This window comes from Pseudomonas sp. SJZ103, from assembly GCF_007828335.1.
In the GTDB taxonomy this organism is placed as follows: domain Bacteria; phylum Pseudomonadota; class Gammaproteobacteria; order Pseudomonadales; family Pseudomonadaceae; genus Aquipseudomonas.
The window spans coordinates 53,267-79,809 of record NZ_VIUN01000013.1 but is presented as its reverse complement, the minus strand read 5'-3'; the positions used below and the strand labels follow the sequence as shown (position 1 = coordinate 79,809).

The following is a 26,543-nucleotide window of genomic DNA, read 5'->3' as shown; positions in this document are numbered from 1 at the left end:
GACTTTTATATCGCCGGGTGAACGAACCTTTTATCGTTTTTATGCAAGTGACAAGAGGTCACACCGTTCAGAACGGCACCTTGCCCAGGATCATGTCGCGGTACATCACAAAATCCCCCAGCAGGCTGTAGAACGGGTGCTGAAACGTCGCCGGACGGTTCTTTTCGAAGAAGAAGTGCCCGATCCAGGCGAAGCTGTAACCGGCAATCGGCACGGCCAACAACAGGCCCAGTGAACCTCTGCCGATGGCGTAGGCCAGGATGCCGATCACCAGGGTAGTGCCGATAAAGTGCAGGCGCCGGCAGGTGCTGTTGCCGTGCTCAGTCAGGTAATAAGGGTAAAACTCGGCAAAGCTATTGAATCGCTTGAGGTTTTCCACTGTGGCCGGCCCTTTGATTGTTGTGCTGCCCAACAGATGTTCGGCGGGGAGCTTATTTGAGTCTAGAGTGATCAGTGGTAACAGCCAGTGACAATAGATGCCACTTTAGTATCCTTGGCTTTCCTGGCTGACGTTTTGAGCCTGCTTTATTCAAGAAGACGCCATGAGCGAACGAACAACTTCTGCAAGCTGGGCGATGGGGATAGTCAAGGCATTGGAAATGGACGGCCTGGATTGCCGCGCCTTGTTCAAACAGCTGGGCCTGGACTACGCCGCGCTGAGTGACCCCGATGCGCGGTTCCCGCAAGACTCCATGACCCGCCTGTGGCAGCGCGCGGTAGAGCTGTCGGGCAACCCGGCGATTGGCCTGAACATGGGCAAGGTGGTGCGCCCGGCGTCGTTTCATGTGGCCGGTTACGCCTTGATGTCCAGCAACACCCTGGCCGAAGGCTTTATGCGGCTGGTGCGTTACCAGCGGATCATCGCCGAAAGCGCCGACTTGAGTTTCCGACTATTGTCTGAAGGCTATGCGCTGATTCTGACGGTGCATGGCGATCATCTTCCGCCGACCCGACAAAGCGCCGAAGCCTCCCTGGCCTGTGCATTGGCGCTGTGCGGTTGGCTCACCGGCCGTACCCTGCAACCACGCAAAGTATTGCTGCAGGGCGATCAACCCGAGGACCTGGCCCCCTATAGACAAGCGTTCCATGCCCCGCTGGAGTTCGATGCGCCGTATGACGCGCTGATCTTTGAGCGCGCCGACATGGACGCGCCGCTGCCCACGGCCAACGAGGCCATGGCGCTGTTGCACGATCGATTTGCTGGTGAGTACCTGGCGCGTTTCTCGGAAAGTCGTGTGACCCACAAGGCCCGGCAGGTGCTGTGCCGGCTGTTGCCTCAGGGCGAACCCAAGCGCGAAGTGGTGGCCCAGACCCTGCACCTGTCCCAGCGCACCTTGCAGCGGCGCCTGCAGGAAGAGGGCACCAGTTTCCAGACCCTGCTCGACGACACCCGCCGCGAACTGGCCGAGCAGTACCTGGCGCAGCCGAGCATGACCTTGTTGGAGATTGCCTACCTGCTGGGCTTTGCCGACCCGAGCAACTTCTTTCGCGCGTTTCGCCGCTGGTTCGATGCCACACCCGGCGAATACCGGGCGCGACTGCAGGATGCGTCGACGGTCAGTGACGCCAGAACGCAGGAATGCACAGAACAAAGACTGTGATGATTTCCAGCCGGCCCAGCAGCATGCCCAGGGACAGGATCCACTTGGCCGCATCCGGCAGGCTGGCGAAGTTGCCGGCCGGGCCAATGGTTTCCCCCAGGCCCGGGCCGACACCGGACACGGTGCTGGCGGCGCCGGTGAGTGCGGTCATCCAGTCCAGGCCCAGCAGCGACAGCGCCAGGGCGATGGCGCAGATGGTGATGGCGAAGAAAAACGAAAAGGTCAGGATCGAACGCACAATCTCTTCGTCGAGGCGGTGCCCGTTGTACTTCTGCTTGATCACCGCGCGCGGGTGAATCAGCTGGTTCAAGTTGGCCTTGAGCAGGATATAGGCGACCTGGAAGCGGAAGATCTTGATCCCACCCGCCGTGGAGCCGGAACAGCCACCGATGAAGCCCAGGTAGAAGAACAGCATCAGTGAGAAATTGCCCCACAGGCTGTAGTCCCCCAGTGCAAAACCAGTGGTGGTCACTATCGACGTGACATTTAACGCCACATGGCGCAAGGCATCCAGCCAGTGCAGATTGGTGGTCCACCAGTACCAGGTGCCGAGCACCAGCCACGTCACGATCAACAAACCGAGTAAGCCCTGTACTTGCTGATCCTTGATCAATGCCTTGCGATTGCCCCGCAAGGTGGCCACGTAAAGGGTAAACGGCAAGCTGCCGAGGATCATCACCACCACCGCCACCCAGTGCACCGCCGGTTGTTTCCAGTGCGCCAGGGATTCGTCGGAGGTGGAGAAGCCGCCGGTGGAAATCGCCGACATTGCGTGGTTGATCGCATCGAACAGGCCCATGCCAGCCCACCAGAATGCCAGGCTGCCGAGGATGGTGATGCCGACGTAGGCCGCCACGATCAGTCGCGCCACCATGTGCGAGCGGGGCATGACCTTCTCCGAGCGGTCCGAGGATTCGGTCTGGAACAGGCGCATGCCACCGATGCGCAGCAGCGGCAGGATCGCCACCGCCATGCCGATAAAGCCGATGCCGCCGAGCCAGTGCAGCAGCGAGCGCCACATCAGAATGCCGGGTGACAGGGTGTCCAGGCCGCTCAGCACCGTGGAGCCGGTGGCGGTGATGCCGGACATGCTTTCGAAAAACGAGTCGGTGTAGCTGATGTGCTGGGTCAGCAAGAACGGCAGCGCGGCGAACACGCACACCACCACCCAACTGCTGACCGTGAGCAGGTACATGTCTCGCGGACGCAGGTGCACGTGTTCGGGCCGACCGGGAATCACCAGGGCGAGCCCGGCGACAAAGGTGATCAGGCTGGCCCAGAGGAACGACGGCAGGTCGCTGGTGCGTTCGAAAAACACCAGGGTGGCCATGGGCACGACCATGGCGATCGCGAGAGTGATCAGGAAGATGCCGATGATGAAACCGATGATGCGGAGGGTCGGCAACGCCATGAAGTGAGCTCGAAAGAGGGCAGAGACGCCATTCTACCTGGGGTGCAGGGCATGTAAACCGGGCCTTGAAAGCGACGCCAATCAAATGTGGGAGGGGGCTTGCTCCCGATGGCGGGGGGGCAGCAGATACTTTCTTCTCTGACAGACCGCTATCGGGAGCAAGCCCCCTCCCACATGGGTTCCGGGGGGTAAAAAAAAGGCGACCCGAAGGTCGCCTCATTCAACACGGCACTGATCAGAACTCGTGATCAGCGTTATCCGGGTTCAGGTCGCTGATGCCCAGCTTGCCAGCAGCGGCCTCGATCGAACCGGTCTGCTTGACCAGGGCGGCGATGGCGTCACGTACGATCTGGTTGCCCGCGTCGTTACCGGCCGCGATCAACTGGTCGTAGTGCTCACCCTTGTTGGCGTGATCAACCATGACCTGGATCTTCGCTTCGGTCGCCGCCAGGTCTGCTTTCAGCGCGGTATCGGCAGCAGGGTCGGCCTTGGCCACCAGGGACGACAGGCTGGCGCCGGTCATTTTGGTGCCGTCGACGCGGGTGTACTCGCCCAGGTAGACGTTGCGGATGCCCTTGGCGTCGTAGAAGTGCGAGTAGTGGGTATTGTCACTGAAGCAGTCCTGTTCGTCTTCCGGCGAGTTGGCTTCCAGGGAAACCTTCATGCGCTCACCGGCCAGCTCGCCCAGGGACAGGCTGCCCATGCCGAACAACATTTTGCGCAGGCCTTCGGTGGCAGGTTCTGCCTCCAGGGTGGCGCGGTAGTTGTCTTCGACGTTGGGTTTCCAGTTGCCGACCATTTCCTGCAGGTCGCTGACCAGCAGTTGGGTCACGGCGGTCAGGTAGGCGCGGCGGCGCTCGTTGTGGCCGCCGGTTGCGCCGTCGCCGGTCAGGTAGTCCGACGCAGGGCGGTTGCCGGCGCCTGGGCCGGTGCCGTTCAGGTCCTGGCCCCAGAGCAGGAATTCGATGGCGTGGTAGCCGGTGGCGACGTTGGCTTCGGAACCGCCCAGCTCATTGAGGCTGGCGAGTTTTTCCGGGGTGATGTCCTTCACGTCGACCTTGTCTTCGCCGACCTGAACTTCGGTGTTGGCGATGATGTTGGCGTTAGCGCCAGGGTTACCCAGGGCGTGCTCGTAGGATTTGTCGACGTAGTCGATCAGGCCTTCGTCCAGCGGCCAGGCGTTAACCTGACCTTCCCAGTCATCGATGATGGTGTTGCCGAAGCGGAACACTTCGCTCTGCAGGTATGGAACGCGAGCGGCAACCCAGGCGGCGCGGGCGGCTTTCAGGGTTTCGTCGTTGGGCTTGGCGAGGAAGGCATCGATCGCGGTTTGCAGGGTTTTTGCGGTGGACTCAGCATCGCTGTACACCGCGAAGACCATGTCGGCGTAATGCGCAACCACGGCCTTGGCGGCCGCTTCGTCGACCTGGCCGGCAGGGGTGGCAGCCGCTGGAGCGGTAGTGCTGGCAGCCGGGGTCGGCGCCTGGTTGGCTGCGGGCTTGTCTTTACCTTCGCCGCAACCGGCGAGAGAAATGGCAATGGCCAGCAGACTGGCGGTGGCCAGGGGCATACGAATCATGGCGAACATCCTGCTTCGGTTGTTGATGGGCGCGCGGGGGTCGCGCAAAACTGCGACATAATGCGAAAGATTTGCATTTTGTGTAAAGGGTTATACGCAGGAAATATTCAGTATCGTTTTACCCGATCAGAGAATGGCCGCGCGATTGCGCTCGGCCTGCTTCAAAAAAGCCGCCAACTCCCGGGCCGGCAGGGGTTTGCTGTAGTAGTAGCCCTGACCTTCATGGCAGCCTTCGGAGATGATGTAAGCCTCCTGCTCCGCGGTCTCCACGCCTTCGGCGATGACCTGCATGCCCAGGCTTTTGCCCAGTTGGATAATCGCGCGAACGATGGTGGCGTCGTCATCGTCGTCCAGCAGGTCCTGGACGAAGCTTTTGTCGATCTTGATCTTGTCCAGCGGCAGGCTTTTCAAATAGCTCAAGGAGGAATAGCCGGTGCCGAAGTCATCAATGGCGATCAATGCCCCGGAGCGGCGCAGGCTCAACAGGTGCTGGGCGGCGGTGCTGATGTCTTCCATCAGGCCGGTCTCGGTGACTTCCAGTTCCAGGCTGCGCGGCGGCAGGCGGTAGATCTGCATCAGGTTGTTGACCACCCGTGGCAACTCGGTGTGGTGCAGTTGCACGGTGGACAGATTGACTGCCATGCGCAGTTCGGTGAAACCCAGGTCATGCCATTCGCGCAATTGTCGACAGGCCTGGTCCAGCACCCATTCGCCAATCGGAATAATGGTGCCGTTCTGTTCTGCCAGCGGGATGAACAGGTCCGGCGGCACCAGGCCGTGTTCCGGGTGCTGCCAGCGGATCAGGGCTTCCACGCCTACCACACGCTGGTCGCGATAGCTGATCTGCGGCTGGTAGACCAGGTGAAACTGGTCGCGACCCAGGGCATCGCGCAGGTCTTTTTCCAGTTCGCGGCGGCGGCGCATTTCGCTGTCGACGCTGGCGATATAGAACTGATAGCGGTTGCGTGAGCGGCTCTTGGCCAGGGTCATGGTCTGTTCGGCTTTTTGCAGCAGCTTCTCGGTGCTGTCGCCATCTTCGGGAAACAAGGTGATGCCGATGGTGGCGCGCAGGCGAATTTCCTCGTGGTCGAGGGCGAACTCCGCCTCCAGGTCGTCGAGGATGCTTTGCGCCAGTTCGGCCGCTTCGTAGGGCTGGTCGATATCGGCCTGTACCAGCGCGAACTGGTCGCCCCCCAGGCGGGCGAGGGCGCCGAGGCGACCGCTGTGGGCACGCAAGCGATCGGCCAGGGCCAGCAGCAATTTGTCGCCGGCCTGGTAGGTGAACTGCTCGTTGACGCTCTTGAAGTCATCCAGCCCCACGCATAACACAGCGACGCGGCGCTGGCGGCGGCCGGCGTCGATGAGGATCTTGTCCAGTTGCTCCTGCAGTTTCTGGCGGTTCGGCAGGCCGGTGAGAAAATCGTACTGGGCCATGCGCAGCAGGCTGGATTCCGCCTCATGGCGCAGGTGGGTGTTACGCTCGATGGATTCGAGCAACTGGTTGGCGGTGTTGATCCACAACCCCAACTCGTTGCGCTCGTGCCCCTTGAGTTGCGGGATCTTGTGCTGGCTGGGACGGTCCGGGTTGATCGATGTCAGGTGCTCGATAATCCGCGACAGCGGTTTGGTCAGCAGCCAGTGGTAAACCAGGTACAACACCAGGCCCATGGCCAAGGCGCGTAACACGCCGGAAATGAAGATGATCACCGAACTGACGAGAAAGCCCTGGCCGTAAGTGGCGGTGTCGAGGGTAATGCTCAGGTCGCCGTAATACTCGCTGTAGGGGCCTTTGCCGACCAATGAAGTGGTGAAGGTGCGTTCCTGGCCAAGAATCAGGTCGGTGAGCCAACGGCTGGGGGAGTGCTGCAAGGCGCGGCTTTTTTCCGCCAGCATGGTTTCGTTGGGATGGCCGATGGAGGCCATGCGCACCGCCTCGTCCTGGAACAGCCCTTCGATCACCTGCATGCCCATCTCGCGGTCCAGGCTATAGACGGCCTGGGTCGAGGGGTCGCGAAACATGTCGAGGATGCGCTGGGCATCACCGGCCACGGCCTGGCGCGTCTTGTAGGCATCGAAAACGATCTGCGCCACGCTCAGCGTCACGCCCACGATCAACGCCGACAGCAGCACAACCCGTAGCAACTTCACCGACAAGCTGTTCTTGAGTTCCAGCTTCAAAGGGGCATTCCTTGTCTCATGCGGGTGGCCTTCAATATGCCATGAGTATTGGCAATCCCGTGATTGCAGTCAAAGGGACATTGCGGCTTACGGTACTTTGTGGCGCTGGGTGAGCCTGAGGCGGGTGGTGTTGGCGGGCGCGGGGTGAAATGGAGAGGTGGTTCAATCAGGCGAGCGATGGACGGGGAGAGGCTGCGCTTTTCGCTTCCCTGGAAGCCCTGAGAAGCGAACGCTGCGGCTTTTACCCGGCTGGTACCTGGTTTGGATTATCTTTCTGCGCGTCTGTCATGGATTTAGCCAGCGACGAGCCTGTGTTGATTGCCATTCCTAAGGTTTTAATCCCGAGGTCTATCGCCATCGGGGCGACGGTTGAGATTATTGGGGCCGCCACTGCTGCTGCGCCTGCGCCTGCGATTGCCATAATTACACTCTCCTACATCAATGAAGAGGGACATTCCTCCTGCCGCCTGGGTGGTCATTTCTTGTCGTTGAGTTCCGTGGGTCTTTGCCTGCCCTTGTGGTTGCATCGCGCCCATAAAAAAGCCCGGCACATTCGCCGGGCTCTTTTTACTGCAAGGGTTGCTTAGGCAGTGAAGGTCTTGCCTTCGAACTGCTCAGCCACGAACTTCCAGTTGACCAGGTTCCAGAACGCTTCCACATACTTTGGACGCACGTTGCGGTAGTCGATGTAGTAGGCGTGTTCCCACACGTCGCAGGTCAGCAGCGGGGTGTCGCCGCTGGTCAGCGGGTTGCCGGCGCCGATGGTGCTGGCCAGGGCCAGGGAACCGTCAGCCTTTTTCACCAGCCAGCCCCAGCCGGAACCGAAGGTGCCGACGGACGTCTTGGTGAATTCTTCCTTGAACTTGTCGAACGAACCGAACGCAGCGTTGATGGCTTCAGCCAGCGCGCCGGTAGGTTGGCCGCCGGCGTTTGGTGCCAGGCAGTTCCAGTAGAAGGTGTGGTTCCAGACCTGAGCGGCGTTGTTGAAGATGCCGCCCGAAGAAGACTTGACGATCTCTTCCAGGGTCTTGCCTTCGAACTCGGTGCCTGGCACCAGGTTGTTCAGGTTCACGACATAGGTGTTGTGGTGCTTGTCGTGGTGGTATTCCAAGGTTTCCTTGGAGATGTGCGGCTGCAGGGCATCGTGTGCGTAGGGCAGCGGCGGCAATTCGAAAGCCATGATGATTCTCCTAATCAGGTCAGTTGCGGTGAGCGCAAGGCCGATCACGGGCGGCCAAACAAGCGCCGGGGAGTTTGTACTCTTTGCGGCGCAGGGTCCGGATCATAGCACCGGGGGTGCGGCAAAACCACGCAACAACTGTGTGGGATAGAGGTTCCAGAGCCTTTTGGAATAAGTTCACTGTGCGCTTATTAATTGGTAGGCCACGCTGAACATCATCCCCGCCACCAGCAAGTCCAGCAGGCGCCATGTCGCCGGGCGTGCCAGCCACGGCGCCAGCCAGGCCGCGCCGAGCGCCAGGGTGGCGAACCACAGCAACGATGCACTCGCGGCCCCGGCCACGTAGGCGCCGGGTTCGGTCTGTTGTGCGCCCAGTGAGCCGATCAGCAGCACCGTGTCCAGGTACACATGAGGATTGAGCAACGTGACCGCCAAGGCACTGAGCAACACGGCACGCAATGAACGGACCTTGAGGTTGCCCCCTTGCGCCAGGCCCTGTGTCGAAAACGCCCGGCGCAGCGCCAGGGTGCCGTACCACAGCAGGAATGCAGCGCCGCCCCAGCGGGCAATCGCCAATAAGAGCGGGCTTTGTGCCAGCACCGTCGCCAGGCCGAATACCCCGGCGGCCACGAGCAAGGCGTCGCACACCACGCACAATGCTGCCACCGGCAGGTGATGTTCACGGCGCAGGCTTTGCGCCAATACAAATGCGTTTTGCGTGCCGATGGCCATGATCAGCCCCAGGGCCACCAATAATCCGTTCAGATAGCTTTGCCACATACCATTACTCCGAAGTCGCTGCCAGTTGGCGCAATACGTCCATGGCCCGCTCGGCATCCGCGCGGCCGACGAACAGGTGGTCGTGGTAGTAACCGGCGATTACGTTGCAACTGATCCCGGCCTTGCCGAGCGCACTGGCAAAGGCGGCCGTCAGGCCCACGGCTTGCAGCGCTGAATGCACATTCAGGGTGATCCACGCGGCGATGTAGTCGAACGCCAGGCCGGCCTGTTCCGCCTGCCGTCGTTCCAGGATCAGGGTCAACCCTTCCTGCTCGCGAAAGCTGCCGATGGCCTCGCAACCGGCCGGGATGCGATGGTCAGGCAGGGTGCAGAACACGTAGTCACCGTCATTGAGCTGCGGGCTCATGCTGCGCAGTAGGGTTGCCAGGGCGGTTTCGCCAGCCATGATGAAGGGTCCTTATAAAGAGAGAAGCGATGCTGGCTATTCTCATGGCGCAGGCTGTATAAGAAAAACCAATATTACTGATCGCTCATTAGAGAAACTGATGTTCGACTATAAATTGCTTTCCGCCCTGGCGGCGGTGGTGGAACAGGCCGGCTTCGAGCGCGGTGCCCAGGTATTGGGGCTGTCGCAATCGGCGATTTCCCAGCGCATCAAGTTATTGGAAGCACGCATCGGCCAGCCGGTGCTGGTGCGGGTTACGCCGCCGGCGCCCACCGATATTGGTCGGCGTTTGCTTAACCATGTGCAGCAGGTGCGGCTGCTGGAGCGCGACCTGCAAAGCCAGGTGCCGGCGCTGGACGAAGAAGGCATGCCTGAGCGCCTGCGCATCGCCCTGAATGCCGACAGCCTGGCCACCTGGTGGGCCGAGGCGGTCAGTGACTTTTGTGCCGAGCAGCATTTGCTGCTGGATCTGGTCGTAGAAGACCAGACGGTGGGGCTCAAGCGCATGCGTGCCGGCGAGGTGGCGGCCTGCATTTGCGCCAGTGAACGCCCGGTGGCCGGTGCCCGCAGCCTGTTGCTCGGCGCCATGCGATATCGGGCGCTGGCCAGTCCGGCGTTTGTTGCACGGCATTTCCCGGAGGGCGTCCGCGCCGACCAACTGGCCCGCACACCGGCGCTGGTGTTTGGCCCGGATGATTTCCTGCAGCATCGCTACCTGGCGTCTCTGGGCGTGGACGGTGGTTTCGAACACCACTTATGCCCATCGTCCGAAGGCTTTATACGCCTGGCGGAAGCCGGGCTCGGCTGGGGGCTGGTGCCTGAGTTGCAGGTGCGCGACCAGCTGGAAAAGGGCGTACTGATCGAGTTATTGCCAGATAAGCCCATTGATGTGCCTTTGTACTGGCATCATTGGCGCAGCGGCGGGCAGCTGTTGGGCCTGTTGACCGACCATCTGGCCCAAGCCTGTGGGCAATGGTTGGTGCCGTTGGACTGATGGCGGTCGTCAAGGCAACAGCGATGAAAAATGAAAGGACACGGGGTAATACATGAAGATTCTGGTCACCGGCGCAAGCGGCTTCATCGGCGGGCGCTTTGCGCGTTTCGCCCTGGAGCAGGGCCTGGACGTGCGGGTCAACGGGCGGCGCGCCGAGGGTGTCGAGCACCTGGTTCGGCGTGGTGCCGAGTTTATCCAGGGTGACTTGAGTGACGCCGACCTGGTGCGCGATCTGTGCCGCGATGTCGAAGCCGTGGTGCATTGTGCAGGCGCCGTGGGCTTGTGGGGGAGGTATCAGGACTTCCATCAAGGCAATGTGCTGGTGACTGAAAACGTCGTGGAAGCCTGCCTCAAGCAGCGCGTGGGCCGTCTGGTGCACCTGTCGTCGCCGTCGATCTACTTCGACGGGCGCGATCATCTCGGGTTGACCGAAGAGCAAGTCCCCAAGCGCTTCAAGCACCCTTATGCCGCCACGAAGTACCTGGCCGAGCAGAAAGTGTTCGGCGCCCAGGAGTTCGGTCTCGAGGTGCTGGCCCTGCGTCCGCGTTTCGTTACCGGTGCCGGTGACATGAGTATTTTCCCGCGCCTGTTGAAAATGCAGCGCAAGAACCGCCTGGCCATCGTCGGCGACGGTCTCAACAAAGTCGACTTCACCAGTGTGCACAACCTCAACGAAGCGCTGCTCAGCAGTTTGCTGGCCACCGGTTCGGCGCTGGGCAAGGCCTACAACATCAGCAATGGCACGCCGGTGCCGGTGTGGGATGTGGTGAATTACGTGATGCGCCAAATGGAGTTGCCCCAGGTGACCCGTTATCGCTCCTACGGCTTGTCCTACAGCGTCGCGGCGCTTAACGAAGCCTTTTGCGCGATGTGGCCCGGTCGTCCGGAGCCGGCGTTATCGCGCCTGGGCATGCAGGTAATGAACAAAGATTTCACCCTCGACATCAGCCGGGCCAGGCATTATCTGGATTACGAGCCCAAGGTCAGCCTGTGGACCGCTCTCGACGAGTTCTGCGGTTGGTGGAAGGCCCAGGATCCCGGGTTCAAATAAGGTCACAACAGGCAACACATCGGGAACCGAATTCCAGGTTCCGGGTCGATCAACGCGATGGGGTTGGGGTTTATACTCCCGTCGCTCGGCTTTCCAGCCAGCTAACTCACCGATTCAGGGTTGATTCATGCGCAACGATGCTAAAGACGATTTCGACAACATTCCCAGCCTGCGGGCCGATCTTGGGGATGACGATGATTTCGAACCTTCCCCGGCCACCTCGGTGCGTTCGCGTAACACGCCCGTGGTCAAGGTCAAGGGGGCCAGCACCGGCCCGCTGTGGGCACTGATCGGTGCGCTGCTGATCGCCTTCGCCGGCCTGGCCTGGTGGAGTTTCCAGCAGATATCTCTGATGGGCCAGCAGTTGGTTGCCACCCAGGAGAGCTTTGCGCGCATCAGCGAAGAAGCGGCAGGGCGTCTGCAGGACATTTCCGGCAAGGTCGTAGCCAGTGAAGCCAACGTGAACAACGGCAGCGAAGCATTGAAACTGCAGATCAAACAGCTGGAAAACCAGTTGCTGGAGCAGGGCAAGCAGCAGCTCGGCGTTGCCGGCCAGGCCACCGAGCTGGACACGCGCCTGGCGCAAATGACTGCCAGCACCACTGAGTTGTCGAGCGCCAATGCCAAGCTGCAAGGCCAGGTGCAGGCCTTGACCGATGCTGTGGCCACCCTGAAGGCAGCGCAGGGCGATGCCGGCAAGCGCGATACCGAGATAAAGGAATTGGTCGCTGATGTGGCTGCCTTGAAAAAACAAGGTAACCCAAGCGCAGCCATCGCCCGTCTTGAGCAGGACCTGGTGGTACTCAAAAGTGCGCAGGACAGCCAACCGGCTAACAGCGATGCGCCGACCAATAAAGAGTTCGACGTGTTCCGCATCCAGACCACGCGCAATATCACCACCTTGCAGAGCCAGGTGCAGAACCTGAATCAGCGCCTCAACGCGTCAGCGGCTGTCACGCCGCTCGGCCAGTAATATTCGGGCCTGTGGCAAGCCCGCTCGCCACAGGCCGCCTAAGCGGCTTGAATGTCACCGTCTGGTGACATTTCCCATCCCCTTCGTTACTTGCCCCCACCTCGCCCTTGTTTAGACTCCGGTCATCCCACAAAAAATAATAAGGGCCACCCATGACCACGCAACCACTGCCTGCCAGCAGTTGGCTGAATGCACCTGCCCATCACGCTTGGCTCGCCGCCGAAGGCCAGCGCCTGCTGGCATTCGCCAAGGCCTCCCGTCTGCCTGAGGGTTTTGGCAACCTCGACGACAAAGGCCAGTTGCCGGCCGATGCCCATGCCGAAACCATGAATACCGCGCGCATGACCCACAGCTTCGCCATGGCCCATGCCATGGGTTTGCCGGGTTATGCCGAGCTGGTGGCGCACGGTATTGCGGCCCTGGGCGGACCTTTGCGTGATAGCGAACACGGTGGCTGGTTCGCCACGCCCCAGGCCCTGGACGGCAATACCGGCAAAGCTGCCTACCTGCATGCCTTTGTCGCCCTGGCCGCCAGCTCGGCCACGGTGGCGGGCGCGCCCGGTGCGCAAAACCTGCTGAGCGACGCCATCTCTATCATCGACCAGTTCTTCTGGAGTGAGGAGGAGGGCGTGATGCTCGAGTCCTTCGCCCGGGACTGGAGCGGCGTCGAAGCCTATCGCGGCGCCAACAGCAACATGCACGCCACGGAAGCCTTCCTGGCCCTGGCCGATGTCACCGCTGACACGCGTTGGCTGGACCGCGCCCTGCGTATCGTCGAGCGAGTGATTCATACCCACGCCGCTGCCAATCAGTTCATGGTGATCGAGCATTTCGACGCTCAGTGGAAACCCCTGCTCGATTACAACGAAGACAACCCCGCCGATGGCTTCCGCCCCTACGGCATCACCCCCGGCCACGGTTTTGAGTGGGCGCGGCTGGTGCTGCACCTGGAAGCCGCGCGCCTGCAGGCCGGGCTGGCCACGCCGGACTGGCTGCTGAGCGCCGCCAAGGGCCTGTTCGCCAGCGCCTGCGAATATGCCTGGGCCGTGGATGGCGCCCCCGGCATCGTCTACACCCTGGACTGGAACCACCGCCCGGTCGTGCGCGAGCGTCTGCACTGGACCCACGCTGAAGCCAGCGCCGCTGCCCAGGCCTTGCTCAAACGCACGGGTGAGCTGCATTACGAAACCTGGTACCGGCGCTTCTGGGAGTTTTGCGACACCCATTTCATCGACCGTATCCACGGCAGCTGGCACCACGAACTCAACCCCCACAACCAGCCCAGCAGCACCATCTGGGGTGGCAAACCGGACCTGTACCATGCCTGGCAAGCGGTCGTGCTGCCTGCACTGCCCCTGGCACCGAGCATGGCCAGCGCTTTAGGCGCTGGGTGTTATGTCACCAGTTGGTGACATTTGTGCATCCCTTTGTTACCTGCGCTCGAAAAAACCATGTTTAAACTCCGTGCAGCGCAAGCTCTAGACTTGCATGCATAACAACAAGAAAAGGTATTCAGATGAACGCGATTAATCGCCTCGCCGTAGCTATTTCCGTTGCCTCGTTGTTTCCCCTCAGTGCCTTTGCCGCCGACTCCAAAGGGACGGTTGAAGTTGTGCATTGGTGGACCTCGGGTGGCGAAAAAGCGGCTGTAGATGTCCTGAAGGCCCAAGTAGAGAAAGACGGCTTCACCTGGAAAGACGGTGCCGTCGCAGGTGGCGGTGGCGCCACTGCCATGACCGTGCTGAAAAGCCGCGCGGTCGCCGGCAACCCACCAGGCGTTGCCCAGATCAAAGGCCCCGACATCCAGGAATGGGCGTCCACCGGCCTGCTCGACACCGACGTCCTGAAGTCCGTCGCCAAAGACGAAAAATGGGATTCCCTGCTCGACAAAAAAGTCTCCGACACCGTGAAGTACGACGGTGACTACGTTGCCGTACCGGTCAACATCCACCGCGTGAACTGGCTGTGGATCAACCCGGAAGTCTTCAAGAAAGCCGGTATCACCAAGAACCCGACCACCCTCGAAGAATTCTACGCAGCCGGCGACAAGCTCAAGGCCGCGGGCTTCATTCCGCTCGCCCACGGTGGCCAGCCTTGGCAGGACAGCACCGTGTTCGAAGCGGTGGTCCTGTCGGTAATGGGCGCCGATGGCTACAAGAAAGCCCTGGTCGACCTGGATAACGCTGCGCTGACCGGCCCGGAAATGGTCAAGTCCCTGACCGAGCTGAAGAAAGTCGCGACCTATATGGACGTCGACGGCAAAGGCCAGGACTGGAACCTCGAAGCGGGCAAGGTCATCAACGGCAAGGCCGGCATGCAGATCATGGGTGACTGGGCCAAGTCCGAATGGACCGCCGCCAAGAAAGTCGCCGGCAAAGACTACGAGTGCGTGGCCTTCCCAGGCACCGACAAAGCCTTCACCTACAACATCGACTCCCTGGCGGTGTTCAAGCAGAAAGACAAAGGCACTGCCGCTGGCCAGCAGGACATCGCCAAAGTCGTGCTGGGTGAAAACTTCCAGAAGGTGTTCAGCATCAACAAGGGGTCGATCCCGGTTCGTACCGACATGCTCAATGAAATGGACAAGCTCGGCTTCGACTCCTGCGCCCAGACCGCTGCCAAGGACTTCCTGGCAGACGCCAAGTCCGGCGGCCTGCAGCCAAGCATGGCGCACAACATGGCCACCACCCTGGCTGTGCAAGGTGCGTTCTTTGATGTCGTGACCAATTTCATAAACGACCCGAAAGCCGACCCGGCCGACACCGCCAAGAAACTCGGCGCTGCGATCAAGTCAGCCAAGTAACAGCTGACCTTGTGAGGGGGACCCCTAACCCCTCACAAGGCCTGTTCCTGTAGTCCTTTTTCCCTGTATTGGATTTCCCCATGAGTTCTGTTGCTGTGTTCAGCAAAGCCTCGCCGTTCGATGCACTGCAGCGCTGGCTACCCAAACTGGTGCTGGCGCCCAGCATGTTCATCGTGTTGGTGGGCTTCTACGGCTACATCCTGTGGACGTTTGTGCTCTCGTTCACCACGTCTACGTTCCTGCCGAGCTACAAATGGGCGGGTCTTGCGCAGTACCAGCGGTTGTTCGACAACGACCGCTGGTGGGTGGCGAGCAAGAACCTGGCGCTTTTCGGCGGGATGTTTATCGGTATCACCTTGGTGATCGGCGTGACGCTGGCGATTTTCCTCGACCAGAAAATCCGCCGCGAAGGTTTTATCCGCACCATTTACCTGTACCCGATGGCGCTCTCGATGATCGTCACCGGTACCGCGTGGAAATGGCTGCTCAACCCGGGCATGGGCCTGGACAAACTTCTGCGTGACTGGGGCTGGGAAGGCTTCCGTCTCGACTGGCTGATCGACCCGGACCGTGTGGTCTACTGCCTGGTGATCGCTGCCGTGTGGCAAGCCTCCGGTTTCATCATGGCGATGTTCCTCGCCGGTCTGCGTGGCGTTGATCAGTCGATCATCCGTGCCGCCCAGATCGACGGCGCGAGCCTGCCGCGCATCTACTGGAGCGTGGTGCTGCCCAGCCTGCGTCCGGTGTTCTTCAGTGCGGTGATGATCCTGGCGCACATTGCCATCAAGAGCTTCGACCTGGTGGCGGCCATGACGGCCGGTGGCCCGGGCTACTCGTCCGACCTGCCCGCCATGTTCATGTACTCGTTCACCTTCAGCCGTGGCCAGATGGGCATGGGCTCGGCCAGTGCAATCCTGATGCTCGGTGCGATCCTCGCGATCATCGTGCCGTACCTCTACTCCGAGCTGAGGACCAAGCGTAATGACTAGTCTCGCTGCCAAACCTGCCATCAGCCTGAGCCGCATCGCGATCTACGCGGTGTTGATCCTCGCTGTGTTGCTGTACCTGGTACCGCTGGTGGTGATGTTGCTCACCAGCTTCAAGACCCCGGAAGACATCAGCACCGGCAACCTGCTGAGCTGGCCGACCGTGGTCAGCGGCATCGGTTGGGTCAAGGCCTGGGCCACTGTGGATGGCTACTTCTGGAACTCGATCAAGATCACCGTGCCGGCCGTGCTGATTTCCACCGCCATCGGCGCGTTGAACGGTTATGTGCTGTCGTTCTGGCGCTTCCGTGGTTCGCAGCTGTTCTTCGGTTTGCTGTTGTTCGGCTGCTTCCTGCCGTTCCAGACCGTGCTGCTGCCCGCGTCGTTCACCCTTGGCAAGATGGGCCTGGCCAGCACCACCACTGGCCTGGTGTTTGTGCACGTGGTGTACGGCCTGGCGTTCACCACGCTGTTCTTCCGCAATTACTACGTGAGCATTCCGGATGCGCTGATCAAGGCGGCACGCCTGGACGGTGCCGGTTTCTTCACCATCTTCCGTCAGATCATTCTGCCGATGTCCACGCCGATCATCATGGTCTGCCTGATCTGGCAGTTCACCCAGATCTGGAACGACTTCCTGTTCGGTGTGGTGTTCTCCAGTGGCGACTCCCAGCCCATCACGGTGGCGCTGAACAACCTGGTCAACACCAGCACCGGGGCCAAGGAATATAACGTGGATATGGCGGCGGCGATGATCGCCGGGCTGCCGACCCTGCTGGTCTATGTGATCGCAGGCAAGTATTTCGTGCGCGGCCTGACGGCCGGCGCGGTCAAGGGGTAATCATGGCTACGCTTGAACTTCGCAATGTAAACAAGACCTATGGCGCCGGCCTGCCCGACACCTTGAAGAACATCGAACTGTCGATCAAGGAAGGGGAGTTCCTGATCCTGGTCGGCCCTTCGGGTTGCGGTAAGTCCACGTTGATGAACTGCATCGCCGGCCTCGAGACCATCACCGGCGGCGCGATCATGATCGGCGACCAGGACGTCAGCGGCATGAGCCCCAAGGACCGTGACATCGCCATGGTGTTCCAGTCCTACGCGCTGTACCCGACCATGAGCGTGCGCCAGAACATCGAGTTCGGCCTCAAGATCCGCAAGATGCCCCAGGCTGATATCGACGCCGAAGTGGCGCGCGTGGCCAAGTTGCTGCAGATCGAACACCTGCTTAACCGCAAGCCCGGCCAGCTTTCCGGCGGCCAGCAACAGCGCGTGGCCATGGGCCGGGCCCTGGCGCGTCGGCCGAAGATCTACCTGTTCGACGAACCGCTGTCGAACCTCGACGCCAAGCTGCGCGTCGAGATGCGTACCGAAATGAAGCTGATGCACCAACGTCTGAAAACTACCACCGTCTACGTGACCCACGACCAGATCGAAGCGATGACCCTGGGCGATAAAGTGGCGGTGATGAAGGACGGCATCATCCAACAATTCGGCACGCCGAAAGAAATTTACAACGACCCTGCTAACCTATTTGTGGCAAGCTTTATCGGTTCACCACCGATGAACTTCGTTCCTATGCGCCTAAAACGCAAGGACGGGAAGTTGGTGGCGCTGCTCGACAGCGGCCAGGCGCGTTGCGAATTGCCGCTGGGTATGAACGACGCCGGTTTGGAAGACCGTGATGTGATTCTGGGCCTGCGCCCGGAGCAGATTGTGCTGGCGGCAGGTGAGGGTAATGGTTCATCGAGCATTCGTGCCGAGGTCCAGGTCACCGAGCCGACCGGTCCGGACACACTGGTGTTTGTGCAGCTCAATGACACCAAGGTCTGCTGCCGTTTGGCGCCTGATGTGGCGCCGCAGGTGGGCGAGACCCTGACACTGCAATTCGATCCATCCAAGGTATTGCTGTTCGACGCCAACACGGGCGAGCGCCTCGGCACTGCTTCTTCATTGCCCGCACAGGGGCATGCGGACAACGTGGCCCAATTCAAAGGTCGCTGAAGTAGATAACTTGTTGTTTTAGATGAAAAAAGTAACCCGCGTTAGATAAAAACAGTTTAATAACAATAAAGACGAGGATGTAGGGATGAAAAAGCAACACAACAACACCCGGCTGATCTGCCAACTGTCAGCGGCAGCAGCCCTTGTACTGTCCGCCAATGCGATGGCGGCCGATGCATTCAGCGCCGATTCCAAATGGATGACCGGCGATTGGGGCGGTGAACGTACCAAGCTGATCGAGCAAGGTATCGACATCAAGGCTGACTACGTAGGGGAAATGGGCGCCAACCTGCGCGGCGGCTATAACGATGACAGAACCGGCCGTTACTCCGACCAGTTCGGGTTGGGCGTAGCGCTGGACCTGCAAAAGCTGTGGGGCTGGGACAACACCCAGGCCAAGATCCAACTGACTAACCGTAATGGCCAGAACATCTCCAACGACCGCATTGGCGACCCGCGTGCCGGCACGCTGAGTTCGTCCATGGAAGTCTACGGTCGTGGCCACATGGTGCGTCTGACCCAGTTCTGGATCCAGCACCAGATGTTCGACAACAAGCTGGACGTGAAGCTCGGCTACTTCGGTGAAGGCGAAGACTTCAACACCTTCCCGTGCGACTTCCAGAACCTGTCGTTCTGTGGCTCCCAGGTCGGTAACTATGTAAACACCTGGTACAACTGGCCGGTCAGCCAGGCCGCTATCCGCGTGAAGTACAACATCACGCCTGAGCTGTATGCGCAAATCGGTGCGTACAACCAGAACCCTTCGCAGCTGGAGCACGGCAACGGCTTCAAGCTCAGCGGCAGCGGCACCAAGGGCACCGTGATTCCGGTTGAGTTGGTCTGGTCGCCGAAGGTGAACAACCTGCCGGGCGAATACCGTGTGGGCTACTACAAGAGCGCCGCCGATGCTGCTGACGTTCGTGAAGACGTCAATGGCAACGATGCTGCCACCACTGGTGCGGCCTACCGTACCCGCAGCAGCAAAAAAGGCTACTGGTTCGTTGCCCAACAGCAACTCACCACCCATAACGGCGACGCTTCCCGTGGCTTGAACATCGCCGCCAACGCGACCTTCCACGACAAGGAAACCAACCTGGTCGACAACTACCAGTCGTTGATGCTGGTGTACAAAGGCCCATTCGACGCGCGTCCAAAAGATGACGTCGGCATTGGCGCTGCGCGTCTGCACGTCAACGATGACGTGAAGAAAAACGCCGAACTGCTCAACGCTTCCAACGGTGTAGCCGACTACGACAACCCGCTGTTCTCGCCGATCCGCGAAACCGAGTACAACTTCGAAATCAACTACGGCTTCCACGTCACCAACTGGCTGACCGTGCGTCCCAACCTGCAATACGTTGTCCAACCGGGCGGCGTGGATAAAGTCGACAACGCGCTGGTGGCGGGCCTGAAAATTCAGTCTACGTTCTAACGCTGTTGCGATAAGCTCCTTCTCTCTGTGCGCATTTGCGGGTAGCCATGGCTATCCGCTTTTTTTTGGGCCGCATTGTGAAGACATTCAGGACCGTGGCACATGCATGAGCAACCGCTGCAACGCTTTTTCAAATCCCTGCGCGAGCGTCCAGTGTTCGCCTGGGAGCGCTTTCAGATGCGCGACGTGTTGGTGATCGACCATCCGCTGTGCCAGGCGGTGTTCAGCCGCCAGGGTGCGCAACTCTTGCACTTTCAGCCCCGTGGCCAGAAACCCTGGCTGTGGTGCGCGGCCAAGTGGCCGCAAGTCGGCGCCATCCGTGGCGGCGTGCCGGTGTGCTGGCCGTGGTATGGCCGCCATCCGAGCGAAAACGCGTGGCCGTCCCATGGGTGGGCGCGATTAATCGACTGGAAACTGCTCGACAGCAGCACCGACGACGACGGCGTGCGCCTGCATTGGCAATTGCAGCTGTGCGACTGGCAGGTCGACCTGCACGCGCACCTGGGCGACACCCTGGAACTGCGCCTGAGCACCGAGCATCAGGACGAGTTGCCGTGCCAGTTGAGCCATGCTTTGCACGCTTACTGGCGTATTGGTCACGTTGATGAGATAGCGCTGTCTGGGCTCGACGGTGCGCACGGTTACGACCAGCTCAATCGCCAGGCGTGCCAGCAGGAAGGCGAGTTGCGCGTGGACGGCGGGTGCCAGCGGGTGTTCCAACACGACGGCGAACTGCACCTCAAGGATCACGCCTGGCAGCGTGAATTGTGCATCGATACCGGCGACAGCGCCGACACCGTGGTATGGCATCCCGGCAGCCGGCCGCTGCTGGGGGTGAGCTTCAACGAGGCGTCGGGGTTTGTGTGCGTGGAGTCGGCGATGGCCGGGGCGAGCCTGGCGCCGGGGGAGCGGGCGCATCTCAGTTTGCAGGCCAGGGCGGGGGCTTAGCGGTGTGGTTGATGGCCTCATCGGGGGCTTGCCGCCGATGAGGCCAGTGAAGCCAACGCACAGGCTGGCTTAGTTAAACTCATCCCCCACCGGATACCGGCTGTCATTCAAACTCTCTTTGATCTTGCGCAGATGCGGCTGGAAATCCACGCCACGGCGCAAGGTCATGCCGGTCGCCAACACATCCAGCACCGTCAATTGGATGATCCGCGAGGTCATCGGCATATAGATGTCGGTGTCTTCGGGCAACGGAATATTCAGGCTGACGGTACTGGCCTTGGCCAGCGGCGAGTTCTCGGCGGTTACGCCCAGCACTGACGCACCGTTTTCCCGGGCGATACGCGCCACTTCCACCAGTTCGCGGGTGCGCCCGGTGTAGGAAATGATCACGAACAGCTCGCCCGTGTGGGCCACCGAGGCGATCATGCGTTGCATCAGCACGTCGGCGTGGGCGGTGACCGCCAGGTTGAAGCGGAAAAACTTGTGCAGTGCGTCCATGGCCACCGGCGCCGAAGCGCCCAGGCCGAAGAAGTGGATCTGCCGCGCCTGGATCAACAGGTCCACGGCCTTGCTGATCAGGGCCGGGTCCAGGGCCTGGCAGGCGGCGTCCAGCGAGGCGATGGCGCTGCCAAAGATCTTCTGGGTGTAGGCCTCGGGGTTATCGTCGGCCTCCACGGCGCGGCTGACGTACGCTGCGCCACTGGCCAGGCTTTGCGCCAACTGCAATTTAAGTTCAGGGTAACCGCTGACGCCGAACGAACGGCAGAAACGGTTGACCGTCGGTTCACTGACCGAGGCGGCTTGGGCGAGGGCTGCGATGGAGAAGCGGGTCGCCTGCTGCGGGTTGAGCAGGATGACCTCGGCCACTTTTTTCTCAGCCTTGTTCAATTCTTCGAGGCGGTTCCGGATCTGTTCCAGAAGATTTCGCACGCGGTCCATTCAGTCTTTCCTTCGGGCGACGATGCAAATAAAGGGCGGCAACCAATCGACGAGTGGCCCTTTGCGGTGGCCTATCCTACTGAGGGTAGCTGAACACCACCACTCGGAATGCGTATTTCGGGAAAATGTTGTGGTTATTACTACATTTTTCCTTGAGTGATGCCTTGAAAAAAGGTATTTGTAGCTTAACTTGATAAAAGAACAAACATCATGCCTTCAATAACCGTAGAACCCTGCACCTTTGCCCTGTTTGGCGCCTTGGGTGATCTGGCGCTGCGCAAGTTATTTCCTGCCCTCTATCAACTCGATGGCGCCGGGCTCCTGCACGACGACACCCGCATCCTGGCCCTGGCCCGGGAAGCCGGTTCCGAACAGCAACACCTGGCCCATATCGAAAAAGAATTGCGTAAATATGTCGGCAAGGAACTGGACGAGAGCATCGCCCAGCGTTTCCTGGCGCGCCTGACCTATGTCCATGTCGACTTCATGAAAGCCGATGACTACGTGGCTCTGGCGGAAAAGGCCGGCACCGAACAACGCCTGATCGCCTACTTCGCCACGCCTGCGTCGGTGTATGGTGCGATCTGCGAGAACCTGTCCAAGGTCGGCCTGGCGGAGAACACCCGCGTCGTGCTGGAGAAACCCATCGGTTCGGACCTGGAATCCTCGCGCAAGGTCAACGACGCCGTGGCGCAGTTCTTCCCGGAAAACCGCACCTACCGCATCGACCACTACCTGGGCAAAGAGACCGTCCAGAACCTGATTGCCCTGCGTTTCGCCAACAGCCTGTTCGAAACCCAGTGGAACCAGAACTACATCTCCCACGTGGAAATCACCGTGGCCGAGCAGGTCGGTATCGAAGGCCGTTGGGGCTATTTCGACAAGGCCGGCCAGCTGCGTGACATGATCCAGAACCACTTGCTGCAGTTGCTTTGCCTGATCGCCATGGACCCGCCGGCCGACCTGTCCGCCGACAGTATCCGTGACGAGAAGGTCAAGGTGCTCAAGGCCCTGGCGCCGATCAGCCCGGATGGCCTTACCACTCAGGTGGTGCGTGGCCAGTACATCGCCGGCTACAGCGCCGGCAAGCCGGTGCCCGGTTATCTGGAAGAAGAGAACTCCAACACCCAGAGCGACACTGAAACCTTCGTCGCCCTGCGGGCCGATATTCGTAACTGGCGTTGGGCCGGGGTGCCGTTCTACCTGCGCACCGGCAAGCGCATGCCGCAGAAACTGTCGCAGATCGTCATCCACTTCAAGGAGCCGTCCCACTACATCTTCGCTCCCGAGCAGCGCCTGCAGATCAGCAACAAGTTGATCATCCGCCTGCAGCCGGACGAAGGTATTTCCTTGCGCGTGATGACCAAGGAGCAGGGCCTGGACAAGGGCATGCAACTGCGCAGCGGGCCACTGCAACTGAATTTTTCCGACACCTATCGCAGCGCACGCATCCCCGATGCCTACGAGCGTTTGCTGTTGGAAGTGATGCGCGGCAATCAGAACCTGTTTGTTCGCAAAGATGAAATTGAAGCCGCGTGGAAGTGGTGTGACCAGTTGATCGCCGGGTGGAAAAAATCCGGTGATGCGCCCAAGCCGTATGCGGCGGGGTCCTGGGGGCCGATGAGCTCGATTGCACTGATCACGCGGGATGGGAGGTCTTGGTATGGCGATATCTGAATTGAAGCTGCCTCGGGGCGTGACTGCCCACGAGTACCGCACGCCCGTGCTGCTGGCGGACGGCCTGGCCAACGACGTGGCCGAACAACTGCGCGAGGCCATCAGTGCCCGTGGCGAGGCAATCCTGGTGGTGTCCGGTGGCCGCAGCCCCGTGGCGTTTTTCCAGAACCTGGCCAAGCAAGGCGTGGACTGGTCCAAGGTCACCATCACCCTGGCCGATGAGCGTTGGGTGCCGGTCGAACACGCCGACAGCAATGCCGGCCTGTTGAAGCAGCACCTGTTGCAAGGACCGGTGGCCAAGGCCAAGTTCCTCAGCCTGTACAGCGCCGCCGCCAACCTTGAAGACGCTGCCGAGCAGGCCGATCGCCTGCTGGCCGAGTTGCCGGCTATTGATGTGCTGGTGCTGGGCATGGGCGATGACGGCCACACCGCATCGCTGTTTCCCAACAGCCCGAACCTCGCTGAGGCATTGCAGGTCGACGGTACCCGCCGTTGCTGGCCGATGCTGGCGCCGACCGTGCCGCACCAGCGCCTGACCATGAGTCGCGCGTTGCTGGCCACGGCCCACTACACCGCGCTGTCGATTTCCGGCAGTTCGAAATTGACCACCTTGAGCGCCGCCCTGGCCAGTGACGACGTTGCTGCCATGCCGATTCGCGCGTTTTTGCAACCTACATTAGAGATTTACTGGTGCCCATGAGCCAAGGATCAGCCGCTATGAAAAGCCCTCAACCGACCGTGTCCATGGCGGATAAAGTTGCCCTGATCGACAGCCTCTGCGCCAAGGCGCGGATCCTGCCGGTGATCACCATCGCCCGCGAACAGGACATCCTGCCGCTGGCCGATGCCCTGGCAGCCGGTGGTTTGACCGCATTGGAAGTGACCCTGCGTTCCGAGTTCGGCCTCAAGGCCATTCAGGTGCTGCGTGAGCAGCGGCCTGAACTGTGCACCGGCGCCGGCACCGTACTCGACCGCCACATGCTTGAAGCGGCGGAAGTCGCCGGTTCGCAATTTATCGTTACTCCCGGCATTACCCGCGACCTGCTGGAAGCCTCGGTACACAGCCCGATCCCGCTGCTGCCAGGCATCAGTAACGCCTCCGGTATCATGGAAGGCTACGGCCTGGGCTACCGCCGCTTCAAACTGTTCCCGGCCGAAGTCAGCGGCGGCGTTGCCGCGATCAAGGCCCTGGGCGGCCCGTTCGGCGAAGTGAAATTCTGCCCGACCGGCGGCGTCGGCCCGGCCAATATCAAAAGCTACATGGCGTTGAAAAACGTGATGTGCGTGGGTGGTAGCTGGATGCTGGACCCGGAGTGGGTCAAGAACGGCGACTGGGCCCGCATCCAGGAAGTCACTGCGCAGGCGCTGGCGCTGCTGGATTGATCTGATTCATCGAATCGTTGTTGCTGTGCTTAACGGCATTTTTGCGGTGCACTTGGTCGGTGTACCGCTTTTTTTTGCCTGCAAAAAACTGAGACCCCCATTTAATCGCTGCTTAGCTCGGTAATGGCGTTGACCAGGACATTGATGTCCGCTGCTGACGTCACCAACCCCGGTGTCACGCGGATACAGGTACCAAACGCAGCACCCGTGCGCGTGGTGGTGAACAGGTCGTAGTCCTCGAGCATGCGATCCACCATCACCAACTGATCCCGCCCGCTGAACTTGAACGCTGTAATCCCGCAATATAGCCGTGGATCATCCGGCGTCAGCACCTCGATCCCCGGCAACGGCCGTACTTGGCTCACCCATAAATCCCGCAGGTAATTGATCCGCGCGCCCTTGGCCGCCGCGCCACCCAGCGCGCGATGTTCTTGCAGTACCAGCGGCAAGGTCATCAGTGCCGGAAAGTTCGGCGTGCTGTACGACGTGCGCGCACGCACGTCATTGACGGGATAGTGGAACTCGCCCATGTCCGGATCAATGTCAGCCAGGCGTTCGGGGGCAATATAGAGGAACCCCAGGGTCAGCGGCGCGCCGATCCATTTGTGCAGGTTGAATCCGGCGAACGCAATGCCCAGTTCGGCGAGGTTGAACTCGATCTGGCCCAGGGCATGGGCACCGTCAAGGATCACGTCGATGGCATGCTCACGCGCAGCCTTGGCGATGGCTTCAACAGGCATCACCAGGCCGGTGCGGTGGGTCACATGGGTAAGTGCCATCAGCCTGAGGCGCGGGTACCGGTCGAACGCATTGCGATAGGTCTGCACCAGGCTGTCGAAACTGGCCGGATGAGTGTGGGACAACTCGATCACTTCCACACCGCGAGCACCCGCCAACCAGCGCATCGCACCTTTGACGGTGTCGTATTCCAGGTCACTGATCAGCACCTGATCGCCGGCTTGCAGGCGGTTGTAGTTGCGGATCAGTGATTGCAGGGCTTCGGTGGCGTTGCGGGTAAAGGCGACTGCCTCGGGGTCGACGTCGATCAGGCCCGCCAGTTGGCGACGGATCTCGACGTTTTCACCTTGCTCGAAGCGCTGGCGCACATACAGTGAGTTGCTGCGGTTGATAAACGCCACGTGTTCCAGGTACTGCGCCTGCACGTCGCGGCTCATGCGCCCGAAGTAGCCGTTCTCCAGGTTGATCGGGCCGGGCTCCAGCGCATAGCGCTGGGCGATGGCCTGCCAGTGAAGTTCGTTGTCAGCATTCCTTGGCATGGCGAGTCTCTTAATGGCGGGGGGCGGGTTTACCGTGTTTAACGCGCAGCGGTTCCAACAGTTCAGACAAACCGTTGTGGTCGATTTCCTGCATCAGTGCCAGCAACCCGCCCAACTCGCCGTGGGGAAAGCCTTCGCGGGCGAACCAGTTCAAGTAGGGACCCGGCAGGTCGGCGATGATCCGGCCCTTGTACTTGCCGAAGGGCATTTCGCGGGTGATCAGCAGTTCGAGTTTTTCGGGATTCATGGGCTTCGTGTGAGTGAGGCGAGATCTTCGAAAATACAGGCATTCTGCATGAAGGCCAAATGACAGATCATGCAAATAACGTACATACAGATGGTTCAAATATTTTTAAGTTATTGAAAATAAACATAAAAGTAATTTTTAAAAACCTGGCATGGGCGCTGCAATCATTAAGGCAACCCTTCTTCACCTGCCTAAGGAATTGAAAAATGACTGACATCAACAAAGAATCGATCTCCGTACTGAACGACCTGATCGAAACCAGCATCGACGGCCAGAAAGGCTTCAAGGAATGCGCTGAAGACATCAAGCATCCGGAACTCAAGGCTCTGTTTGCCAAGCGTTCCGCTGACTGCGCCACTGCCGCCGCCGAACTGAAGACGGCTGTACGTGCCTTGGGCGGTGATCCGGAAGATTCCGGCAGCGTTGCCGGCGCCCTGCACCGTGGCTGGGTCGACGTTAAGTCGATGGTTACCGGTAAAGACGAAGAGGCTGTGCTGAACGAAGCCGAGCGCGGCGAAGACCACGCACTGAAGGCTTACAAAGAAGCCATCGAGAAGATCAACAAGCACAACCTGCTGGGCATTCGTGACCTGGTTGAGCGTCAGTATCACGGCGTACAACGCAATCACGATCAGGTAAAAGCCCTGCGTAACCAGGCTCGCGCTCAGTCGTAAGCCCTGCTGTGTAACAAATG

At 60.4% G+C, this 26,543-nt stretch carries 26 protein-coding genes; 16 read left to right on the top strand and 10 right to left on the bottom strand.

Translation table 11 applies throughout. The annotated features are described in order from the left end of the window. Positions 1–67: 67 nt before the first annotated feature. A complete protein-coding gene (locus tag FBY10_RS24030; protein ID WP_027605580.1) occupies positions 68–379 on the bottom strand; it encodes a DUF962 domain-containing protein in 312 nt (103 codons plus the stop codon). Positions 380–542: 163 nt separating this feature from the next. Here FBY10_RS24030 and FBY10_RS24025 point away from each other — a divergent pair, with 163 nt between their 5' ends. Then, positions 543–1,601, top strand: coding sequence for an AraC family transcriptional regulator (locus tag FBY10_RS24025; protein ID WP_145337876.1), 1,059 nt, complete (start codon positions 543–545; stop codon positions 1,599–1,601). On the opposite strand, the gene FBY10_RS24020 is transcribed toward FBY10_RS24025, so the two are convergent. The 3 genes from FBY10_RS24020 to FBY10_RS24010 form a co-directional block, all read right to left on the bottom strand. Beyond that, positions 1,558–3,012: a TrkH family potassium uptake protein gene (locus tag FBY10_RS24020; protein ID WP_131697866.1), complete on the bottom strand. Its 1,455-nt coding sequence runs from the start codon at positions 3,010–3,012 to the stop codon at positions 1,558–1,560. The two genes, FBY10_RS24025 and FBY10_RS24020, sit on opposite strands and share 44 nt — an antisense overlap. A 235-nt stretch (positions 3,013–3,247) precedes the next feature. Then, the gene (locus FBY10_RS24015) at positions 3,248–4,591 is read right to left on the bottom strand and encodes an imelysin family protein (protein WP_131697865.1); all 1,344 of its coding nucleotides are present in this window, start codon (positions 4,589–4,591) and stop codon (positions 3,248–3,250) included. Positions 4,592–4,717: 126 nt separating this feature from the next. Continuing rightward, entirely contained in the window at positions 4,718–6,769 is a 2,052-nt protein-coding gene (locus FBY10_RS24010) for a bifunctional diguanylate cyclase/phosphodiesterase (protein ID WP_145337877.1), read from the bottom strand. Positions 6,770–7,056: 287 nt separating this feature from the next. Between FBY10_RS24010 and FBY10_RS24005 the strand changes: the two genes are divergently transcribed. Then, on the top strand, positions 7,057–7,356 hold the full coding sequence (locus tag FBY10_RS24005; protein ID WP_145337878.1) for a hypothetical protein: 300 nt from the start codon (positions 7,057–7,059) through the stop codon (positions 7,354–7,356). Here FBY10_RS24005 and FBY10_RS24000 read toward each other — a convergent pair. The 3 genes from FBY10_RS24000 to FBY10_RS23990 form a co-directional block, all read right to left on the bottom strand. Then, the gene (locus tag FBY10_RS24000; protein WP_003212997.1) at positions 7,353–7,949 is read right to left on the bottom strand and encodes a superoxide dismutase; all 597 of its coding nucleotides are present in this window, start codon (positions 7,947–7,949) and stop codon (positions 7,353–7,355) included. The two genes, FBY10_RS24005 and FBY10_RS24000, sit on opposite strands and share 4 nt — an antisense overlap. A gap of 177 nt (positions 7,950–8,126) precedes the next feature. After that, a complete protein-coding gene (locus FBY10_RS23995; RefSeq protein ID WP_131697863.1) occupies positions 8,127–8,729 on the bottom strand; it encodes a LysE/ArgO family amino acid transporter in 603 nt (200 codons plus the stop codon). A gap of 4 nt (positions 8,730–8,733) precedes the next feature. After that, positions 8,734–9,135 carry an ACT domain-containing protein gene (locus FBY10_RS23990; protein ID WP_027605586.1) on the bottom strand — a complete coding sequence of 134 codons (402 nt, stop codon included), beginning with the start codon at positions 9,133–9,135 and terminating at the stop codon, positions 8,734–8,736. A gap of 100 nt (positions 9,136–9,235) precedes the next feature. Between FBY10_RS23990 and FBY10_RS23985 the strand changes: the two genes are divergently transcribed. From FBY10_RS23985 to FBY10_RS23940, 10 genes are all read left to right on the top strand, one after another. Then, positions 9,236–10,129 carry a LysR family transcriptional regulator ArgP gene (locus tag FBY10_RS23985; RefSeq protein WP_131697862.1) on the top strand — a complete coding sequence of 298 codons (894 nt, stop codon included), beginning with the start codon at positions 9,236–9,238 and terminating at the stop codon, positions 10,127–10,129. A gap of 52 nt (positions 10,130–10,181) precedes the next feature. Then, complete coding sequence (locus FBY10_RS23980; protein ID WP_145337879.1) at positions 10,182–11,180, top strand: NAD(P)-dependent oxidoreductase; 999 nt, start codon at positions 10,182–10,184, stop codon at positions 11,178–11,180. A 127-nt stretch (positions 11,181–11,307) separates the two neighbouring features. Beyond that, a complete protein-coding gene (locus FBY10_RS23975; RefSeq protein ID WP_131697860.1) occupies positions 11,308–12,153 on the top strand; it encodes an ATPase in 846 nt (281 codons plus the stop codon). A 152-nt stretch (positions 12,154–12,305) separates the two neighbouring features. Further along, positions 12,306–13,565 (top strand): AGE family epimerase/isomerase, encoded by a 1,260-nt coding sequence (locus tag FBY10_RS23970; protein WP_145337880.1) that lies wholly within the window; start codon positions 12,306–12,308, stop codon positions 13,563–13,565. 104 nt (positions 13,566–13,669) lie between these two features. After that, the gene (locus FBY10_RS23965; protein ID WP_131697858.1) at positions 13,670–14,956 is read left to right on the top strand and encodes an ABC transporter substrate-binding protein; all 1,287 of its coding nucleotides are present in this window, start codon (positions 13,670–13,672) and stop codon (positions 14,954–14,956) included. Between the two features lie 80 nt (positions 14,957–15,036). Further along, positions 15,037–15,945, top strand: coding sequence for a carbohydrate ABC transporter permease (locus FBY10_RS23960; RefSeq protein WP_048726858.1), 909 nt, complete (start codon positions 15,037–15,039; stop codon positions 15,943–15,945). Then, on the top strand, positions 15,938–16,783 hold the full coding sequence (locus tag FBY10_RS23955; RefSeq protein WP_034115702.1) for a carbohydrate ABC transporter permease: 846 nt from the start codon (positions 15,938–15,940) through the stop codon (positions 16,781–16,783). Before FBY10_RS23960 ends, FBY10_RS23955 begins: the two co-directional genes overlap by 8 nt. 2 nt (positions 16,784–16,785) lie before the next feature. Continuing rightward, entirely contained in the window at positions 16,786–17,946 is a 1,161-nt protein-coding gene (locus tag FBY10_RS23950) for an ABC transporter ATP-binding protein (protein WP_131697857.1), read from the top strand. A gap of 85 nt (positions 17,947–18,031) precedes the next feature. Then, a complete protein-coding gene (locus FBY10_RS23945; protein ID WP_131697856.1) occupies positions 18,032–19,378 on the top strand; it encodes a carbohydrate porin in 1,347 nt (448 codons plus the stop codon). 102 nt (positions 19,379–19,480) lie between these two features. Continuing rightward, positions 19,481–20,326, top strand: a complete 846-nt coding sequence (locus tag FBY10_RS23940; protein ID WP_145337881.1) for a D-hexose-6-phosphate mutarotase — start codon at positions 19,481–19,483, stop codon at positions 20,324–20,326. Positions 20,327–20,395: 69 nt separating this feature from the next. Here FBY10_RS23940 and FBY10_RS23935 read toward each other — a convergent pair whose 3' ends face one another. Continuing rightward, complete coding sequence (locus FBY10_RS23935) at positions 20,396–21,256, bottom strand: MurR/RpiR family transcriptional regulator (protein WP_169898656.1); 861 nt, start codon at positions 21,254–21,256, stop codon at positions 20,396–20,398. Between the two features lie 219 nt (positions 21,257–21,475). On the opposite strand from FBY10_RS23935, the gene zwf reads away from it, so the two are divergent. Genes zwf through FBY10_RS23920 form a run of 3 tightly spaced genes read left to right on the top strand, consistent with a single transcriptional unit; the run spans position 21,476 to position 24,325 of the window. After that, positions 21,476–22,942, top strand: coding sequence for a glucose-6-phosphate dehydrogenase (zwf, locus tag FBY10_RS23930; protein WP_131697854.1), 1,467 nt, complete (start codon positions 21,476–21,478; stop codon positions 22,940–22,942). Further along, complete coding sequence (gene pgl / locus FBY10_RS23925) at positions 22,929–23,642, top strand: 6-phosphogluconolactonase (RefSeq protein ID WP_145337882.1); 714 nt, start codon at positions 22,929–22,931, stop codon at positions 23,640–23,642. The genes zwf and pgl overlap by 14 nt, the downstream gene beginning before the upstream one ends. 17 nt (positions 23,643–23,659) lie before the next feature. Beyond that, positions 23,660–24,325, top strand: a complete 666-nt coding sequence (locus FBY10_RS23920; RefSeq protein WP_026067364.1) for a bifunctional 4-hydroxy-2-oxoglutarate aldolase/2-dehydro-3-deoxy-phosphogluconate aldolase — start codon at positions 23,660–23,662, stop codon at positions 24,323–24,325. A 101-nt stretch (positions 24,326–24,426) separates the two neighbouring features. On the opposite strand, the gene FBY10_RS23915 is transcribed toward FBY10_RS23920, so the two are convergent. After that, positions 24,427–25,602: an aminotransferase class V-fold PLP-dependent enzyme gene (locus FBY10_RS23915; RefSeq protein WP_145337883.1), complete on the bottom strand. Its 1,176-nt coding sequence runs from the start codon at positions 25,600–25,602 to the stop codon at positions 24,427–24,429. Positions 25,603–25,612: 10 nt separating this feature from the next. Then, positions 25,613–25,849: a DUF3820 family protein gene (locus FBY10_RS23910; protein ID WP_017139191.1), complete on the bottom strand. Its 237-nt coding sequence runs from the start codon at positions 25,847–25,849 to the stop codon at positions 25,613–25,615. Between the two features lie 206 nt (positions 25,850–26,055). On the opposite strand from FBY10_RS23910, the gene FBY10_RS23905 reads away from it, so the two are divergent. Beyond that, positions 26,056–26,523: a PA2169 family four-helix-bundle protein gene (locus tag FBY10_RS23905; RefSeq protein ID WP_032891010.1), complete on the top strand. Its 468-nt coding sequence runs from the start codon at positions 26,056–26,058 to the stop codon at positions 26,521–26,523. The last annotated feature ends 20 nt before the right edge of the window (positions 26,524–26,543 follow it).